7 protein-coding genes are annotated in these 19,638 nt (G+C 69.5%); 3 read left to right on the plus strand and 4 right to left on the minus strand.

The window, feature by feature from the left end:
* Nucleotides 1-152 precede the first annotated feature (152 nt).
* The gene (locus tag OG202_RS00100) at nucleotides 153-998 is read left to right on the plus strand and encodes a methyltransferase domain-containing protein (RefSeq protein WP_326585354.1); all 846 of its coding nucleotides are present in this window, start codon (nucleotides 153-155) and stop codon (nucleotides 996-998) included.
* Between the two features lie 110 nt (nucleotides 999-1,108).
* On the opposite strand, the gene OG202_RS00105 is transcribed toward OG202_RS00100, so the two are convergent.
* From OG202_RS00105 to OG202_RS00120, 4 genes are all read right to left on the minus strand, one after another.
* On the minus strand, nucleotides 1,109-2,767 hold the full coding sequence (locus OG202_RS00105) for an MFS transporter (RefSeq protein ID WP_327726197.1): 1,659 nt from the start codon (nucleotides 2,765-2,767) through the stop codon (nucleotides 1,109-1,111).
* A 165-nt stretch (nucleotides 2,768-2,932) separates the two neighbouring features.
* Nucleotides 2,933-3,670 (minus strand): GPR1/FUN34/YaaH family transporter, encoded by a 738-nt coding sequence (locus tag OG202_RS00110; protein ID WP_327726198.1) that lies wholly within the window; start codon nucleotides 3,668-3,670, stop codon nucleotides 2,933-2,935.
* A 127-nt stretch (nucleotides 3,671-3,797) separates the two neighbouring features.
* A complete protein-coding gene (locus OG202_RS00115; RefSeq protein WP_327732024.1) occupies nucleotides 3,798-13,343 on the minus strand; it encodes a non-ribosomal peptide synthetase in 9,546 nt (3,181 codons plus the stop codon).
* Between the two features lie 92 nt (nucleotides 13,344-13,435).
* A complete protein-coding gene (locus tag OG202_RS00120; RefSeq protein WP_328222103.1) occupies nucleotides 13,436-15,406 on the minus strand; it encodes an AMP-binding protein in 1,971 nt (656 codons plus the stop codon).
* Nucleotides 15,407-15,791: 385 nt separating this feature from the next.
* On the opposite strand from OG202_RS00120, the gene OG202_RS00125 reads away from it, so the two are divergent.
* The gene (locus OG202_RS00125; RefSeq protein WP_326585349.1) at nucleotides 15,792-16,517 is read left to right on the plus strand and encodes a thioesterase II family protein; all 726 of its coding nucleotides are present in this window, start codon (nucleotides 15,792-15,794) and stop codon (nucleotides 16,515-16,517) included.
* Entirely contained in the window at nucleotides 16,514-19,618 is a 3,105-nt protein-coding gene (locus tag OG202_RS00130) for a condensation domain-containing protein (RefSeq protein WP_327726201.1), read from the plus strand. Before OG202_RS00125 ends, OG202_RS00130 begins: the two co-directional genes overlap by 4 nt.
* The last annotated feature ends 20 nt before the right edge of the window (nucleotides 19,619-19,638 follow it).

A 19,638-nucleotide genomic window follows, 5' to 3' on the forward strand; every position in this document is an offset into this window, starting at 1 on the left:
GTTTACGCGTAAGAGCACCATGTATCGAGCACCCCGGGAAATACTGCCGGCCGGCCCCGTTCTTTCCGCAGTGGTCCTCATGGCCTCTGCGGTGGTCCGGCCGGTCGAGCGGCCAGGGGCAGGGTGTCGCAGACACGACAGGGAGATCAGAAATGGCTGACAAGCTGTTATCCGGCGTTGACGATGTCGCGGGTTTCTACGAAGGCCTCGGCCAGGTTCTCAACGCCGCCTGGGGCGAGAACCTGCACTACGGCTACTGGGAGGACGACGCCGACGACAGCAGCGTCGAGGTCGCCACGGCCCGGCTGACCGACCTGCTGATCACCCTGCTCGACCCCGCCCCCGGCGCCGCGGTCCTCGACATCGGCTGTGGTGTGGGCAAACCCGCGCTGCAGCTCGTCGCGGCCAGGGACGCGCACGTCACCGGCATCGCCATCAGCGACGTCGAGGTGGAGCAGGCCACCGAACGCGCCGTGGAGGCGGGCCGGTCGGACGTGACCGCCTTCCACAACGCCGACGTGATGGCGCTGCCGTTCGGTGACGACTCGTTCGACGACGCGTGGGCGATCGAGTCGATGCTCCACGTGCCGGACCGGGGCCGGGCGCTCGCCGAGACGGCCAGGGTGCTGCGCCCCGGCGGGCGGCTGGTGATCGCCGACACCGTCGAACGCCCGCCGGTGAGTCCCGAAGGCCGCAAGGTGCTCGACGACATCTGCGCCGCCTACCACGTGAGCCCGTTCGCCACCGCCGCCGAGTACTCCGAGCTGCTGGCCGCCCATGGGTTCGTCGACGTCGAGATCCGTGACATCAGCGACCACGTGGTCCGGACAGGGATGATCATGGCCGATGTCGTCGAGGCCCGGCGCGACGAACTGGCCCGGCTCGACGGCCCGGAACCGGTCGACCAGTACATCGACCTCATGCGCCGCGCGGCGGCCAGCCCGGACAACGGATACCTCGTGATCGCCGCGACGCTGGACCCGGCATCCGGCTCCTGACCTCGGCCTGCCGTGCGGGTGCTGCCCGACATCCCGCTGCGGGTGTCGGGCAGTCACAGTTCGCAGTTCGCAGTTCGCAGTTCGCAGTTCGCAGTTCGCAGTTCGCAGCGTCAGTCGGTGGTGCGGCCGCCGGCTTCCTGCAGTTCCGCCGACGCCTCGCCGGGCTTGCCTGCCTTGCCGGGCTCTTCGGACGCGCCGGCCCTGCCGGCCTCGTCGGCTTCGCCCGCCTCATCGCTCCCGACGACCGCGGGCACCCTGCGCAGGCCCAGCGTCATGAACACGGTCACCACCGTCAGGACCCCGCAGATGACGCTCACCAGCACCATCCCGTGGGTGAACGCCTCCCGTGCCACATCCAGCGCGGCTGTGCCGAGGTCCTCCGGCAGACGGGAGACCTGGTCGACAGCGTTGCCGATGGTGTCCTGGATCCCCGCAGCGGCCTCCTCGGGCAGCCCGGCGGGCAGTTCGCCGGAGACCTGACCGCGGTATGCCGCGTTCCCGATGCTGCCGAGTACGGCGATGCCCAGGCCCAGGCCCAGTTCGTGAGAGGTGTCCGAGATGGCGGAGACCGCTCCGGCCTTCTCCGGCGGCGCGGAATTGATCATCATGTCGGTGCCGAGCACGATGGCGGGACCGACGCCGAAGTTCAGCAGCCCCAGCGCGACCATCACCGTGACCGGCCCGCTGTCGGCACCTGCCTGGGCCAGGACCACGAAGCCGACCGCGGTGATCGCGAGGCCCACGGTCATCACATGCGCCGCACGCGTCCACCGCAGAGCCACCGGGGCGAGCAACGCCCCCGTCACACCCCCGACGCTGCCCGGCAGCGACGCCAACCCGGCCTCCAGCGGCGACAGTCCCACCACCATCTGGATGTACTGCGCCATGAAGAACTGCGATCCCGACATCACGAAGAGGGCGAGCCCCATCGCACCGAGGGATACGGAGAAGGTCCGCTCGCGGAACAGCCCCATGTCGATCAGCGGGTGGGTGAGCCTGCGCTGGCGCACGACGAAGGCCACGCCCAGGGCGAGACCGGCGAGGAGGGCCAGGACGGGGACCGCGGCCATGCCGTCGCCGGCGAGCTTCTTGAGACCGTAGACGGTGGCGAGCAGGGAGAGCACGAGCAGGCCCGCGCTCGCCCAGTCCAGGGGGCCCGGCTCGGGGTCGCGGTACTCGGGGAGCAGCACGGGACCGAGGATCAGCGTGAGCACCATGGCCGGCACGCTCAGCAGGAAGACCGAGCCCCACCAGAAGTGTTCCAGCATCGCGCCACCGACGAGCGGGCCGATGGCGCCGCCCACCAGGAAACAGGCGATCCAGACGCTGAAGGCCACGGCACGCTGCCGGGCGTCGTGGAACATGTTGCGGATCAGCGACATCGAGGAAGGCGTCAAGGTCGCCCCGGCGATGCCGAGCAGCGCACGGCTGACGATCAGCATCTCGGCACTGGTGGAGAACGCCGTCAGCAGCGAGGCGGCACCGAAGCCCACCGCGCCGATCAGCAGCAGCCGGCGGCGCCCGATCCGGTCGCCCAACGTACCCGCGACGACCAGCAGGCTGGCGATCAGAAAGCTGTAGACGTCGACGGCCCACAGCAGTTGCAGACCGCTGGGGTTCAGGCTCGCGTTCAGGTGCGGCACGGCCAGGTGCAGCACCGTGTTGTCGAGGGTGATGAGCATCGCCGGCAGAGCGAGAACACCGAGAGCCGTCCATTCACGTTTTCCGGCGCGCGCGGGGGAAGAGACGGTCGTTTCCTGTGGAGTCATCGAGGAGAGCCCAGTCAGTGAGAGTGAACGTGCCCCCAGACAGGCCGGCCGGCGTCGAGGGCCGGCGATTCCCGGCCTGCGGGCGGGGCCGGAGGGCCGGGCACCGGGGGCGGCGTGACCTGCCGCGGTTCGGTGCCCGGCCGAGGGGGTCCTGCGAGGCCTGGACTACCGGGACTTGATGAACGGCTTGCCCAGCGGTATGCGCTTGGCGCCGGTGGCGCTGTGCACGGCGCTGGCGAAGATGTACATGCCGATGGCGATGAAGAGGAACATGGTGCCGATGCCCACGTAGACGAGCCACGGGTCGTCGGGCTTCGCCGGGTTGTTGATCATCTGGTCGATGGCCTGCTCGATCGACCCGAAGAGGACGAGCAGCGTCGTGGAGACCACCACGAACAGGAACGTGAACGCCTTGGGCAGGCGCAGGGTCGTCAGGGTCAGCAGAATGATCACAATGGCCCAGACGAGGACGAAGTTGGCCGTGGCCCTGCGCTGTTCGATGTTCTCGAATTCGCCCATCCAGTTGTTGTTCAGCGCGATGCTGAGCACCGAGAAGCTCAGCCAGAACGTGCCGAACAGGCCGTACACCGCGGCGAACACCCCGTCTCCCAGGCGCATGGCCCAGCCGGCGGCCATCAGCAGCAGGATGGCGCTGCTGAACACCATGATCGGCAACTGGGCGACCAGGGAGTTGGCCGGGATGCTGACATCCTTCAGGTAGAACGCCAGCGAGAGGGAACCGAGCAGGAAGCCGGCGAATCCCAGCATCGCGGGCTGCGGCGCGTAGAGGCCGGTGGAGGCATCCGGCTTGGGTGCGGCGGAGGTTGCGGGCACGGTCGCCTTGGCGTCACCGACGCCCGCGCCGACCGGGGAGGTGTGGAGTATGTGCTCTGTCTGACTCATCGTTTTCTCCTGGTTCGCGTGTTCCAGTGGTCCTGCTGATGGCTGTGTTGGCCGTGGCGGCCGTGGTGGTCCTGTTGGCTGTGGTGGTCCTGTTGGCCGTGGTGGTCCTGTTGGCCGTGGGGTTCGTTCAGCTCGATCCGGCACGTCCCAGGACCCGGCGTACGCGGGGAATGGCGGCCTGGGCCGGCCATGTCGCCGGATCGGGCAGCTGGGTGGCGAGGTCGGCGAGGACGGGGTACTCGAACAGCAGGTTCAGCGGGACGTCCATGCCCGTGCGCGTGGCGAGCCTGCTGGTTACGCGGCTGGCCAGGATGGAGTGGCCGCCGAGGGTGAAGAAGTCGTCGTCCGCGCCGACGCGGGGGACGTCGAGGAGTTCCTGCCAGATCCCGGCGATCAGTTTCTCCGCCTCGCTCTGCGGGTCCCGGAACACCGCCCGGGCAGCCTCGGAGTCAGGGGCAGGCAGTGCGGAGCGGTCGATCTTGCCGTTCGGGAGCAGCGGGAACTCATCCAGCGTCATGAACACCGACGGGACCATGAAGTCCGGCAGCCACCGCCGCGCATGCGCACCCAACACCGCCACGTCCAGCGTGCTTTCGGCATCGGCATCAGCATCGGCGTCGGTTTTGGCGTCGGTGTCGGTGTCGGCCGCGACGATATAGGCGATCAGGCGGGTCGTGCCGGCCGCGCCGTCACCCGCCACGACCACCACCTCGCCGACCCGCCCGTGACGGCGCAGGACCTCCTCCACCTCACCCAGCTCGATCCGGTGACCGCGCACCTTCACCTGACCATCCGCACGCCCCAGATAATCCAGCTGACCGTCCGAACGCCACCGCACCAGATCCCCCGTGCGATACATCCGCCCACCACCGGAGGCGAAAGGATCCGGCAGAAAACGCTCCGCCGTCAGAGCAGCACGCCCCAGATAACCCCGCGTCACCCCCGCACCCGACAAATACAACTCCCCCACCGCACCCAAAGGAACCGGCCGCAGACCCCCATCCAGAACATACGCAGACGTCCCGTCCACCGGCACACCGATCGGCGTCCGCTCATCCCCCACACACGTCACCGCATGCGTCGAATACGTCGTATCCTCACTCGGCCCATAAAGATTGTTCACCACCTCCACCACCGGATGCGCATACAAATCCCGCACCAAACCCGGCGACAAAGCCTCCCCCGCCAAATTCACCGTCCGCGCCCCCGACGGAAAAGCATCCGCCGCCAACAACTCCCGCACCACCGACGGCACCGTATTAACCAACGTCACCCCCTCATAAAACGAAGGATTCACCAACAGATCCAGCACACTCCCCGGCGACAACACCACCGAACCACCCACCGACAACGGCGCAAAAATCTCGAACACCGACAGATCAAAAGACACCGACGTCCCCGCAAGCGTCCCCGACAACTCCCCCGCCGAAAACACCCGACCCGCCCAGCCCAACATCGCCACCACCTGACGATGCTCAATCACCACACCCTTAGGACGCCCCGTCGAACCCGACGTATAAATCACATACGCAACATCATCACCCCCACCCAAAACCGGCGGACGAGACGAAGAGAAAGCACCCCCAGCAAAACCCGGAACGTCGTCCAGAGAACGCAACACCACCGACACACCGGAATCCTCCAGCATGAACGCGACACGCTCCGCCGGATAACCCGGATCCACCGGCACAAAACCAGCACCCGACTTCAACACACCCAACAACGCCACCACCAGATCAGCGGTACGCGGCAAACACACCCCCACCAGATCACCCGGCCCCACCCCCAACCCCCTCAAACCCCACGCCAAACGATTCGCCCGCACCTCCAACTCACCGAACGTCAACACACCATCAACCGCACGCACCGCCACCGCACCCGGCACACGATCAACCTGCGCCTCCACCAACCCACACACCGACACCGGCGATGACGACGCCGGCACCCGCGACACCGACAACTCCCGCCAACGCCCCCACTCACCCCCCGACACCACGCTCAACTCCCCCAGCACCACACCCGAACGCTCCGCCAAAGCGGACACGGTCTCCGTCAGGCGGTCCACGATCAGCTGGGCCGTGGACGTCTCGAACAGGTCGGTGTTGAAGACCAGGTGTCCGGTGATGCGGCCGTCGCGTTCCTCGGCCTGGACCACGAGGTCGTAGGGGGTGGTGCCGATCGGCATCGGTGCGGGGTGCATCCGCAGGCCGGGGAAGTGGTACTGGGGCGGGGTGCCGTTGACCGCGAGGAGTACCTGGAACAGCGGGCTGCGGCTCTGGTCGCGTTGGGGGCGCAGTGCGCGGATCAGTTCCTCCAGCGGAATCCGCTGGTGGCCGCGGATCGCGTTCACGGCGTCCCGCGCCTCGCGCAGGGTCTCGGCCAGCGTGTGGCCCGGGTTCATACGCAGTCGTAGGGGCAGGGTGTCGACGACGTAGCCGACCACGTCTGCCGTGCTCGGGTTGTCGCGGCCGGCGGCCGGGGTGCCGATGGTGACGTCGTACTGGCCGGTGAGCTTGGCCAGGACGACGGACAGTGCTGTGGCAAGGACCGTGAACGCGGTGGTTCCCGCGGCCCGGGCCGCGGTGGTGAGCGCCTCGTGCGGCAGGGCCAGGGGTACTGCGGCGCCGTGGTAGGTCTGCTTCGGGGGGCGGGGCCGGTCGGTGGGCAGGTCGGGTGCCGAGGCGCCGGCCAAGTAGGTTCGCCAGAAGTCGAGTTCGGTGTGTGCGGTCTCCCGCTGCCAGTGCGCGATCTCCGCGTACTGGAAGGCCGCGGGCGGGGGCGGAGCCGGTTCGGTGGTCGGGGACTGGAGTACGGAGCCGTAGTGCACGGCGATCTCACGCAGGAGGAGGTCGAGGGACCAGCCGTCGGCGATCACGTGGTGCAGGCTCATGACCAGGACGTGGTGCTCGGGCGCGACGCGGACGAGCGTCACGTGCCACAGCGGTCCGGTGGTGAGGTCGAACGCCCGCTGGTTCTCGGCCTCGATCACCGACTCCCAGTCGGGAGTGGTGATTCGGGTCAGCGGTACTTCGGGGTCGGGTGCCACGACCTGGGACACGTGGTCCGCCACTTCGCGCAGGGACATGCGCAGGACTTCGTGGCGGTGCGCGAGGTGCCGCAGCGCGGTGTGGAATGCGTCCGCGTCAAGGGTTCCCTCGATGTGGACGGCGCCCCTGATGTGGTAGGCGAGGTTCGCCTGCTCGTCCAGGCGGCACAGCACCCACAGCCGTTCCTGGCCGGGGGACGCTCGGAACACCAGGGTGCCGTCGGGTTCGGGGACCCGGTCGACGACGGGGAGGTGCGGTGCCGGTTGCCTGTCCCCGTATGCGGCTGCTTCTGCGTCGGTGTCCTGGCCCGCGCCGGTTGGGGGGAGATGGGTGGCGAGGTCGGTGAGGGTGGGGTGCTCGAAGAGCAGGGGCAGGGGTATGTGGGTGCCGAGTTCTTCGCTGAGCCGGTGGGTGACCCGGGTCGCCAGGATGGAGTGGCCGCCGAGGGTGAAGAAGTCGTCGTCCGCGCCGACGCGGGGGACGTCGAGGAGTTCCTGCCAGATCCCGGCGATCAGTTTCTCCGCCTCGCTCTGCGGGTCCCGGAACACCGCCCGGGCAGCCTCGGAGTCAGGGGCAGGCAGTGCGGAGCGGTCGATCTTGCCGTTCGGGAGCAGCGGGAACTCATCCAGCGTCATGAACACCGACGGGACCATGAAGTCCGGCAGCCACCGCCGCGCATGCGCACCCAACACCGCCACGTCCAGCGTGCTTTCGGCATCGGCATCAGCATCGGCGTCGGTTTTGGCGTCGGTGTCGGTGTCGGTGTCGGCCGCGACGATGTAGGCGATCAGGCGGGTCGTGCCGGCCGCGCCGTCACCCGCCACGACCACCACCTCGCCGACCCGCCCGTGACGGCGCAGGACCTCCTCCACCTCACCCAGCTCGATCCGGTGACCGCGCACCTTCACCTGACCATCCGCACGCCCCAGATAATCCAGCTGACCGTCCGAACGCCACCGCACCAGATCCCCCGTGCGATACATCCGCCCACCACCGGAGGCGAAAGGATCCGGCAGAAAACGCTCCGCCGTCAGAGCAGCACGCCCCAGATAACCCCGCGTCACCCCCGCACCCGACAAATACAACTCCCCCACCGCACCCAAAGGAACCGGCCGCAGACCCCCATCCAGAACATACGCAGACGTCCCGTCCACCGGCACACCGATCGGCGTCCGCTCATCCCCCACACACGTCACCGCATGCGTCGAATACGTCGTATCCTCACTCGGCCCATAAAGATTGTTCACCACCTCCACCACCGGATGCGCATACAAATCCCGCACCAAACCCGGCGACAAAGCCTCCCCCGCCAAATTCACCGTCCGCGCCCCCGACGGAAAAGCATCCGCCGCCAACAACTCCCGCACCACCGACGGCACCGTATTAACCAACGTCACCCCCTCATAAAACGAAGGATTCACCAACAGATCCAGCACACTCCCCGGCGACAACACCACCGAACCACCCACCGACAACGGCGCAAAAATCTCGAACACCGACAGATCAAAAGACACCGACGTCCCCGCAAGCGTCCCCGACAACTCCCCCGCCGAAAACACCCGACCCGCCCAGCCCAACATCGCCACCACCTGACGATGCTCAATCACCACACCCTTAGGACGCCCCGTCGAACCCGACGTATAAATCACATACGCAACATCATCACCCCCACCCAAAACCGGCGGACGATCCTCACGGCAAAAATCAGAAGAAACAGCAACGTCATCCAGAGAACGCAACACCACCGACACACCGGAATCCTCCAGCATGAACGCGACACGCTCCGCCGGATAACCCGGATCCACCGGCACAAAACCAGCACCCGACTTCAACACACCCAACAACGCCACCACCAGATCAGCAGTACGCGGCAAACACACCCCCACCAGATCACCCGGCCCCACCCCCAACCCCCGCAAACCCCACGCCAAACGATTCGCCCGCACCTCCAACTCACCGAACGTCAACACACCGTCAACCGCACGCACCGCCACCGCACCCGGCACACGATCAACCTGCGCCTCCACCAACCCACACACCGACACCACCGACGACGAAGACGACGATGACGATGACGATGACGACGGAATCAACGCCGGCACCCGCGACACCGACAACTCCCGCCAACGCCCCCACTCACCCCCCGACACCACGCTCAACTCCCCCAGCACCGCACCCGAACGCTCCGCCAAAGCGGAGACGACGACGGCGAGGCGTTCCGGGAAGAGGCGGGCGGTGGTCTCCGCGTAGAGGTCGGTGTTGTAGGTGAGGTAGCCGGTGACGGCGGTGTCGGTCTGTTCCAGGTGGAGCGAGAGCTCGAACTGGGTTTCCGCCGGGGGGATGTCGAGCCGGGTGACACGCAGTCCGGGGAGGCCGAGGGTGCGCGAGGGGGCTTCGTTCAGGGCGAGCATGACCTGGAAGAGCGGGCTGCGTGCTGGGCCCTGCGAGGCCGGCGCGACGTGGCGCACGATCTCCTCGAAGGGCATGTCGGCGTGCTGGTGCGCCTCCATGAGGGCGTGGTGGGTGCCGCGCAGGGCCTCGGCGAGGGTGGCGTGGGGGTCGAGTGTGCGGCGCAGCGGGAGGGTGTTGGTGAAGAAGCCGAGGATGCCCGCGGTGTCCGGGTGGGTACGGCCGCTGGTCGGGATACCGATGGTGATGTCGTGGCTGCCGGAGAGGGCGCTCAGGGTGATGGTGACGGCGGTCGCGACCACGGCGAACTCGGTTGTTCCCGCTGTCCGGGCGGCCTTGGCGATGGCCTCGGCGGGCAGCTCGAGGGGAACGGCCGCGCCGCGGTGTGTGGGGCGGGCGGGGCGGGGGTGATCGGTCGGCAGGTCCAGTTCGGCTGCTCCGGCGAGTCGTTCACGCCAGTGGGCGAGCCCGGTCTCGGGGGTGGGCGTACTGCTCTGCCAGTGGGCGAAGTCACCGTACTGGAGGGCGGGTTCGGCGGCGGGGGGTTGGCCTGTGGACAGCTCGGCGTAGCGGCGGGCGATCTCGTCCAGCAGGAGTGTGAGCGTCCAGCCGTCGGCGATGGTGTGGTGCAGGCTCAGCAGGAGGAGATGCTGGTCGTCGGCCTGCCGCACCACGTGTGCCCGGAACAGGGGGCCTTCGGCGAGGTCGGCCGTGGAGTGGCGCCATTCTTCGATGAGTTCGGCCTCGTCCGGGGTCGTGGCCTCGTCGGGGGTCGTGGTGGGGTCCCAGCGCCAGGTGGGGTGGACGACCTGGACGATGTCGCCGTTCTCCTCGCGCAGTGTCGTGCGCAGGATTTCGTGGTGGCGGGCGACGTCGCGGATGGCCTCCGCCAGGGCCTGGGCGTCGAGGGGTCCGGTGATCTTCGCGCCTCCGTTGAGGTGGTAGGCGAGATGGGCCCGTGGGTCGAGTGAGCACAGCAGCCACAGGCGCTTCTGCCCGGAGGACGCGGGGAGGGTGATCGTGCCGTCGGGGTTGGGGGTGCGGGTCGCCACCGGTATGGGGAGGTGGCGCTCGCCGGCTTGGGGGAGGTGCGCGGCGAGGTCGGTGAGGGTGGGGTGCTCGAAGAGCAGGGGCAGGGGTATGTGGGTGCCGAGTTCTTCGCTGAGCCGGTGGGTGACCCGGGTCGCCAGGATGGAGTGGCCGCCGAGGGTGAAGAAGTCGTCGTCCGCGCCGACGCGGGGGACGTCGAGGAGTTCCTGCCAGATCCCGGCGATCAGTTTCTCCGCCTCGCTCTGCGGGTCCCGGAACACCGCCCGGGCAGCCTCGGAGTCAGGGGCAGGCAGTGCGGAGCGGTCGATCTTGCCGTTCGGGAGCAGCGGGAACTCATCCAGCGTCATGAACACCGACGGGACCATGAAGTCCGGCAGCCACCGCCGCGCATGCGCACCCAACTCACCCGGTTCAGGGACGGTTTCGGCATCGGTGTCGGTGTCGGTGTCGGTGTCGGTGTCGGTGTCGGCCGCGACGATGTAGGCGATCAGGCGGGTCGTGCCGGCCGCGCCGTCACCCGCCACGACCACCACCTCGCCGACCCGCCCGTGACGGCGCAGGACCTCCTCCACCTCACCCAGCTCGATCCGGTGACCGCGCACCTTCACCTGACCATCCGCACGCCCCAGATAATCCAGCTGACCGTCCGAACGCCACCGCACCAGATCCCCCGTGCGATACATCCGCCCACCACCGGAGGCGAAAGGATCCGGCAGAAAACGCTCCGCCGTCAGAGCAGCACGCCCCAGATAACCCCGCGTCACCCCCGCACCCGACAAATACAACTCCCCCACCGCACCCAAAGGAACCGGCCGCAGACCCCCATCCAGAACATACGCAGACGTCCCGTCCACCGGCACACCGATCGGCGTCCGCTCATCCCCCACACACGTCACCGCATGCGTCGAATACGTCGTATCCTCACTCGGCCCATAAAGATTGTTCACCACCTCCACCACCGGATGCGCATACAAATCCCGCACCAAACCCGGCGACAAAGCCTCCCCCGCCAAATTCACCGTCCGCGCCCCCGACGGAAAAGCATCCGCCGCCAACAACTCCCGCACCACCGACGGCACCGTATTAACCAACGTCACCCCCTCATAAAACGAAGGATTCACCAACAGATCCAGCACACTCCCCGGCGACAACACCACCGAACCACCCACCGACAACGGCGCAAAAATCTCGAACACCGACAGATCAAAAGACACCGACGTCCCCGCAAGCGTCCCCGACAACTCCCCCGCCGAAAACACCCGACCCGCCCAGCCCAACATCGCCACCACCTGACGATGCTCAATCACCACACCCTTAGGACGCCCCGTCGAACCCGACGTATAAATCACATACGCAACATCATCACCCCCACCCAAAACCGGCGGACGAGACGAAGAGAAAGCACCCCCAGCAAAACCCGGAACGTCGTCCAGAGAACGCAACACCACCGACACACCGGAATCCTCCAGCATGAACGCGACACGCTCCGCCGGATAACCCGGATCCACCGGCACAAAACCAGCACCCGACTTCAACACACCCAACAACGCCACCACCAGATCAGCAGTACGCGGCAAACACACCCCCACCAGATCACCCGGCCCCACCCCCAACCCCCGCAAACCCCACGCCAAACGATTCGCCCGCACCTCCAACTCACCGAACGTCAACACACCATCAACCGCACGCACCGCCACCGCACCCGGCACACGATCAACCTGCGCCTCCACCAACCCACACACCGACACCGGCGATGACGACGCCGGCACCCGCGACACCGACAACTCCCGCCAACGCCCCCACTCACCCCCCGACACCACACTCACGTCCGCGAGGTCGCGGTCGGGGTCGGTGACGATCGCGGTCAGGGCGGTCCGGAAGCGTTCGGCGAGGTGGGTGGCCGTTTCGGCGGCGAACAGGTCGGTGTCGTAGGCCAGAAAGCCGGTGATGCCGTCGTCGCCCTGCCAGAGGTACAGCTCGATGTCGTTGCGGATGGTGGAGGGGGCCATGAGCCGCGGGCGTACGGGGAGTTCTCCCAGGCGGGTCTCGGTGAGCTGTGGCTGGAGCACGAACAGCACGTCGAAGAGTGACTCGCCGCTCTGGCCGGCCTGGCCTGCCAGGGCCTCGAAGGGCACGTGCGCGCGGCTGTAGGCGTCCAGGCAGGTGTCGCGGACGGTGTTGAGGAGGTCCCGGACGGTGCGGGAGCCGGTCGTGTCGGTGCGCAGGGCGAGCATGGTGGCCAGCGGTCCGACCGCGCCGGGGGCGCGGTGGCGTTCGCGGGTGGCGATGGGTGAGCCGATGGTGATGTCGGCGTGGCCCGCGGTGCGGGCGAGGGTGAGGTGGAGGGCTGAGAGCAGCACCATGAAGGGGGTCATGCGGGCTGTGCCGGCGAGTTCTTCGACGCGTCGCAGGAGTTCGGTGTCGACGGCCAGGTCGACGTGTGCGGAGCGGAACCGGCGGGTGCGGGGTCGGAGCCTGTCGGTGGGCAGGGACAGCGGTTTGGCGCCGTCGAGCCGTTCGCGCCAGGCGGCCAGGTCGGCCTCGCTCGGGGTGGCCGCGACGGTGGGCAGCGGGGTGGCCGGTGCCGGGGTGCGGCCCTCGTACAGGGTGGTGAGTTCGGTGAGGAAGACGCCGAGGGACCAGCCGTCGGCGACGATGTGGTGGGCGAGGAGCTGAAGCAGTGACGTGCCGTCGGACAGGTGCCAGACGGCGACGCGCCACAGGGGGCCGGTGGCGAGGTTCATGGGTGCGGCGGCGCGGGTGTCCGCCTGGCTGAGGGCGGTGTCCCGGCCGGTTTCCGCGTCGTGGGAGGTCAGGTCGACGACGGTGAGGTCGGGGTCGGGTCCGGGGGCCGGGGCGACGACGCAGGTGTGCGGGTCGCCGTCGGGGAAGGTGGTGCGCAGGACGGCGTGGCGGCGGGAGAGTTCGCCGAGTGCGGTGGCGAGGCGGTCGGTGTCGAGGGCGCCCTCGACCTCGGCGTCGAAGCGCAGCACGTTGGCCGCCGTGCCGGGGTGGATCTCCTCGAAGAGCCGCAGGCCGAGCTGGATGGGGTTGACGCGGGCGGCACCGTCGGTGGTGTCGGGTGTGGCGGGGCCGGCGGTGCGGGTGCGCCAGCGGTCGACGAGGGAGCGGCCGAGTTCGGCGGGGAACTGGTTGGTCTCGGACACGGTCGTGGCCCTCCCTTTCGTCGTCCTGCGGTGCGGCTGGTCGAGGTGCGGTCCGGTCCGCCGCAGGCTGGTGCGGTACCGGTGGTGGGGGGTCAGGCGCCGTGCGGGAGCAGCGCCTTGACGCGTTCCAGGGCGTGCTGGGTGCGTATGCCGTCCTCGGCCCACTGCTGGGAGAGGGTGGCGGTCAGTTCGCGGGGCGACTGGGCGCGCAGGACCTCTTCGACGGGGACGGGGAGGGTGAGTGCGTCCTCGACCACGGCGGCGATCTCGGCGGCGCGCCGGGAGTCGCCGCCGATGGAGGTGAGGGTGTCGTCGGGGCCGCAGGCGGGGACCTGGCACACGGCGGCGAAGACGGAGGAGAGGAAGGCGGTGATCAGGCCGGCGTCCTCCTCGGCGGCGAGGGTCGTGTGGGCGGTGACGGCGTGGCCGCCCAGGTCGCCGGTGAGGTGGCGGGTGCGGGCCAGGGAGTGCTGGATTTTTCCGCTGGTGGTGCGGGGGATGGTGCGGGGCGGGCAGAGGACGACGGTGTGTACGCGGGCTCCGGTGGCGGCGAGTACGCGTTCGCGGATGTCGGCGGCGAGCTGTGCGGGGTCGTGGTCCTTGCCGGCCACTTCCACGGCGATGATGATCTCCTCGTCCGGGCCGCTGAACGCCGCTGCGGCGGGGCGGACGGCGGGGTTGTCCTCGACGGCGGCGGCGCACAGGTCGTGGGCGTGGTGGTTGACACCGTTCTGGATGAGGACGTCCTTGCGCCGGCCGGTGACGGTGAGGTGGCCGTCGTGGAGTCGGCCCAGGTCGCCGGTGCGCAGGTAGCGGGTGCCGTCGAGGGTGCCGAAGAGGTCGCTGTCGGGGATGCCGGTGGTGTTCCAGTAGCCGGTGCTGATGCTGGGGCCGCTGATCCAGAGTTCCCCTTCGGTGCCGTCCGGTACGGGCTGTGTGGTGTCGGGGTTCACCACGGCGAGGTGGTGGCCGTCGATGACCGGTCCGCAGTCGACGCGGCCGTCCTCGCCGGTCTCTTCGGGGCCCGTCCAGTGGCGGCCGGTGACGATGAGGGTGGCCTCGGCCAGGCCGTAGCAGGGCAGGAACGAGGTGGCGTGGAAGCCGTGCGGGGTGAAGCGCCGGGTGAAGTCGGTGAGGGTGGCGGGCCGGATCGGTTCGGCGCCGTTGAAGGCCAGGCGCCAGGTGCTCAGGTCGAGGCCGGAGAGGTCGGCGGTTTCGGCGCGGCGCAGGCACAGGTCGTAGGCGAAATTGGGTCCGCCGGTGTGGGTGATGCCGAGTTCGCTGATCTGTCGCAGCCAGTCGAGGGGCTTCTTGAGGAAATGCATGGGGGACATGAGGCGTACCGGGAATGCGCCGTGGACCGGGGTGAGGATGAATCCGATGAGTCCCATGTCGTGATACGGCGGCAGCCAGGAGATCACCCGTGCTGTTTCGTCGAGGCGGAACACGTCTGAAATCGCCTTGATATTGGCGAGGAGATTGCGGTGTTCCAGGACGACGCCTTTGGGTTGCCCGGTGCTGCCGGAGGTGTACTGGATGAGGGCCACGTCGTGGGGGGCGGGTGCGGTTTCGAGGAGGTGGTCGATGTCCCGCTGCGGGGGTTGGTCCTTCTCCGGTTCGCCGGTGCTGTCGAGGGTCACCACGCGGGGCAGTCGTCCGGCGGGGAGGCCGGCGGTCAGCAGGCCGAGGACGGCGGGGTCGGCGAGCAGGGTGGTGGCGCGGGAGTCGTCGAGGATGCGGGCGAAGCGGGCGGCGATGCGCTCGGTCGGGCCGAACAGCGGCGGGTAGCAGGGCACCGCGGGTACGCCGGCCAGGAAGCAGGCCCATACGGCGATGACGAAGTCCAGGCCGGGCGGGTAGAGCAGCAGGGCGGGCCCGCCGGGGCGGGTGGTGTCCGCCCGTAGTCGTGTCGCCGCCCTGGCCGCCCGGTCGAGGAGTTGTCGGTAGGTGAGGGTGTCCACTCGGCCGTCGTCGTGCAGGTACTCGTAGGCCGTCCGGTCGCCGCGGGTGGCGGCGTGTCCGGCCAGGGTGTGCACGAGTGTGGAGCGAGCGGGGGTCGACATCGGCGGACTCCATTTCCCTTGGCCGCTGGGGCCCTGTGTGTCTCGGTGGAGCGGGGACCGTGGGACGGCAGCACGGAAGGCGCCGGACGTGCCGCCGCACCATCAAAGGGGCCGTGTCTCTCGTTCGGGTCTCACTTCGTTTCTCACTCGGCTCTCAGTTTCTTATCGCTCGCCTATCAGGCGGGCGATGGGTCATTGACGTGCCCTCCCTTGGAACTGGTAGGCATTGATGGCCGCGTTGTGACTCGGTCGGGAGATCTGATTCCTGGGCCTGATCCGGTGGTGTGGGAGCAGTGCTTTTCGCGATTTACGTTCGTCATCTCCTGTGGAGGTACGCGTGGGCCCGGTCCGGCTGAGTTCGAGGTGGTTCAGATCCTTCGGTGAAGTGACGGAGCCGCTCTGCGAATTGGTCTGTCTGCCGCATGCCGGGGGCAGTGCGTCGGTGTTCGGGAACTGGCACCGTCATACGTCGGCGCTGCGGGTCACCGCCGTGCAGTTGCCGGGGCGGGAGGCCCGGATCCGGGAGCCGGCGTTCACCGAGGTGGGCGCGCTCGTCGATGCGGTGGTGCCGGTGTTGCGGCCGCTGACGGGGCGGCGTTACGCGTTGTACGGGCACAGCATGGGTGCCTTGGCGGCGTATGAGCTGGTCCGTGGGCTGCAGGTCCGTGAACTGCCGTTGCCGGTGGCGCTGTTCGTCTCCGGCCGGGATGCGCCGGGTTACGGCGACGCCGAGGAGATCCGGCATCTGCCGGACGAGGAGCTGCTCGGCCGGCTGCGGGCCTGGGAGGGGCTGGATGTTCCGGTTCTGCCGCAGTACGCCGATCTGATCGAGCTGATGCTGCCCACCATCCGGGCCGATCTGACGCTCGCGGAGACCTACCGGCATACGCCGGGGCCGCCGCTGCCCGTCCCCGTGCGGGTGTTGCGCGGATCGCGGGACCCGCTGGTGCGGGGCGGTGACGGCGGCTGGAGCCGGCATACGTCGGTGGACTGTGACGTACGCGAGTTCACCGGCGGTCATTTCTTCGTGCAGGACCACGAGAGGAGTGTCGTGGCGTACATCGAGACAGCCGTCGGCGCACTGCTGGGAAGGGAGGCGTGGAGCCGATGAGCAGTTCCTCGTATGTCGGCGGTGTCAGCAGTGGGGAGATCCGCGACTACAGCGACTACTTCGTGCTGCCGGCGGCGCCGGCTCAGCGGAGTCTGTGGTTCGTGTGCCAGCTCGCGCCGGAGAGCAACGCCGCCTACAACGTGGTCAGTGCGGTCGGTCTGGCCGGTGACCTGGATGTGGTGCTGCTGCAGCAGGCGGTCAACGAGGTGGTGGCCCGGCACGAGAGTCTGCGCACCGGCGTGGGTCTGGTCGACGGGGTGCCGCATCAGCTGGTGCTGCCCGAGGCTCTGGTGTCGGTGCCGGTGGTCGACTGCTCGGGCCTGCCGTCGCGGGAGGCCGGGGCGCGGGTGCAGCGTCTGGCGCGGGAGCAGGCGGAGCAGCCGTTCGCCCTGGACGCGCCGCCGTTGGTGCGTCTGGTCCTGGTGAAGGAGGGGCCGCGGCGGCACACCCTGATCGTGACGGTTCATCATCTGGTGTGTGACAGCTGGTCGATGGATGTGTTCTATGCCGATCTCGCGGCCGCCTACCGGGGGTTGAGCGAGGGCGGCGGTGCCGGTTGGGCCGAGCTTCCCGTGCAGTACGCGGATTACGTCGGCTGGCTGGAGCGGGAGGTCGCCGGGGAGCGGATGGAGCGGCTGCTGGGGTACTGGCGCGAGGCCCTGGCGGGCACGGAGCCCCTGCGGCTGCCGGTGGACCGGCCCCGTGGTGAAGGGGCCGGCGGTGCGGGCGGCCGGGTGGAGCAGCGGCTGGCTCCCGAGGTGGTGGCCTCTTTGGAGGGTCTGGCCCGGCAGTCGGGCGGGACGCTGTTCATGGTGCTGCTCACCGGGTTCATGGTGGCGCTGGCGCGGGTGACGGGGCAGGACGACGTGGCCGTGGGTACGCCGGTGGCCGGGCGGCACCATCCCGACGCCGAGCATCTGGTGGGGTTCTTCGCCAACACGCTGGTGCTGCGTGCCCGGCTGCCGATGCGGGAGGGGTTCGGTGCGGCCGCGTCCGTGGTCCGTGATGTGTGTGTGGGCGCGTTCTCGCACGACCGGATGCCGTTCGACCGGCTGGTGCGGGAGGTCGGGCAGGCCCGTGCTGTGGACCGCAATCCGCTGTTCGACGTGATGTTCTCGATGCCCAACACACCGGGTACGGCGGTGGAGTTGCCCGGTCTGACGATGAGCCCGGTGGAACTGACCGGCACGGCGGCGAAGTTCGATCTGTGGCTGACGGTGCTGCCGGACGGCGACGGGCTGCGCCTGCAGCTCGACTACAGCCAGGGGCTGTACGACGAGGAGACCGCGGCCCGTATCGGGGAGCTGCACCGGCAGATCCTCACCCAGGCGGTGCGGGAGCCGGAGACGCCGGTGGGGGCGCTGCCGTCGGGGGGCGGGGGCGGGGGCGAAGGCGTCGCCCGGCGCGTTCCCGACGCCGTTCCCGTTCCCGACGCCGTTCCCGTTCCCGGTGCCGGGCGCACGGTTCTTGACCTGCTTGCGGGGCGCGGCGCGGAGGAGGTGACGGTGTCCGCCGCGGACGCCGTGGTGAGTCTGGGTGAACTGCGTGACTGGGCCGCCGCGCTGGCCCGGGCGCTGCGCGCGGAGGGCATCGCCGGTCCGGGGACCGTGGTCACCACTCCCCCGCAGGCGTCGGCGGGTCTGCTCGCCGTCGTCCTCGCGGTGTGGGAGGTGGGGGGTGTGGTGGCGTACGGCGATCGCCACGACCGCGACGGCGCCTTCGTGCGGCGGGACGAGGGCGAGCCGGGTGGGTGGCTGATCACCACCGGGCCGCGTTTCGATCCGGTGGGGGCCGGTGCCGTGCCGGGCCCCGGCGCACCCGCGTGGCGGGGGGCGGGCGGTGGGCCGGCGTGGACGCACGGGGCGCTGGCCGCCGCGGTGGCCGCGGTGGCCGAGCGGCTGTCGGTGAGCGCCGAGGACGACGTGCTGCTGCTCGGCGATGACGTGCCGCCGTCCCCGCTGGACCTGCTGATGCCGTTGGTGCACGGCCGCAGCCTGATGCTGTCGGGGCCGGCGCCGGCGCCGGGCGGGCCGCCCGGGGCGCTGGTGCTCGCCGCTCCCCCGGCGTGGCAGCGGGCGCTGACCGCGGGGTGGACGCCGCCTGCGGGGTCCCGGCTCGTCTGCGTCGGCGGGGTCCTCGACCCGGAGCTGGTGGACATGCTGGCGCGCACCGGCTGTCAGGTGTTCCTGGGCCGTCCCGCTCCCCGGCCGCTGGCCACGCCGCTGGCTCTGGCGCCGCTCGACGGCTCGCGGGGCCGTCACCTGGGGCCTGCCCTTGCGGGCACCGTCCGCAGCGTGCTCGACGTGCGAGGCGTTCCGGTGCCCGAGGGAGTGGTGGGCGAGCTGCATCTGGCCGACGCCGCGCATCCTCCGGTTTCGGCCGGGCTGCTCTGCCGTCGATCCCGGGGCGGTGCCCTGGAGGTCCTGGGGCCCGCGGAGGGACGGCTGTTCGCCGGGGATCAGGTGATCACGGCGGCGGCGGTCGAGCAGCGGCTGTGTGCCCTCCCGGGCGTGCGCGGCGCGGCCGTGACGGCCGATCGGCGTGGCGCTCTCGTCGCCTGGCTCGTCGCGGAGGGCACGCCGGCCGGGCGGGCGGAGCGGGAGGCGTTCGCCGCCCAGGTGCGGGCCCGGGCCCGGGCCGCGCTGCCCGCCTGCGAGGTTCCCGAGGTGTTCGTGGTGGTCGACGGACTGCCGCTGGGTGCCGACGGGGCGGTGGACCGCGGGGCGCTGCCCGCGCCGCCGGAGCAGCCGGCGCAGGGGCTGGAGGACGCCGCGCCGCGCAACGACGTGGAGCGGCAGCTGCTGGAGCTGTTCCGGGAGGTTCTGAAGCTGCCGCAGGTCGGTGTGCACTCCGATTTCTTCGGCCTCGGGGGTCATTCCCTGCTCGCCGCCAAGCTGCTCAGCCGGGTACGGGAGGAGTTCGGTCTCCAGGTGCCCGTCCGGGAGTTCTTCCGTCAGCCGACCCCGACCGGTCTCGCCGCGGCCGTCGAGGAACTCGAGCGGGCCCGCGAGCGGCGGCCCACCGTCGACGAGGCGGTGCTCAGCCAGCTCGCGGGGATGTCCGACGACGAGATCGACCAGCTGCTGCGGCAGCTGAAGTGATCCGCGCGAGCCACATTCGC

Origin of the sequence: Streptomyces sp. NBC_00310 (assembly GCF_036208085.1) — a bacterium.
Taxonomy (GTDB): Bacteria; Actinomycetota; Actinomycetes; order Streptomycetales; family Streptomycetaceae; genus Streptomyces.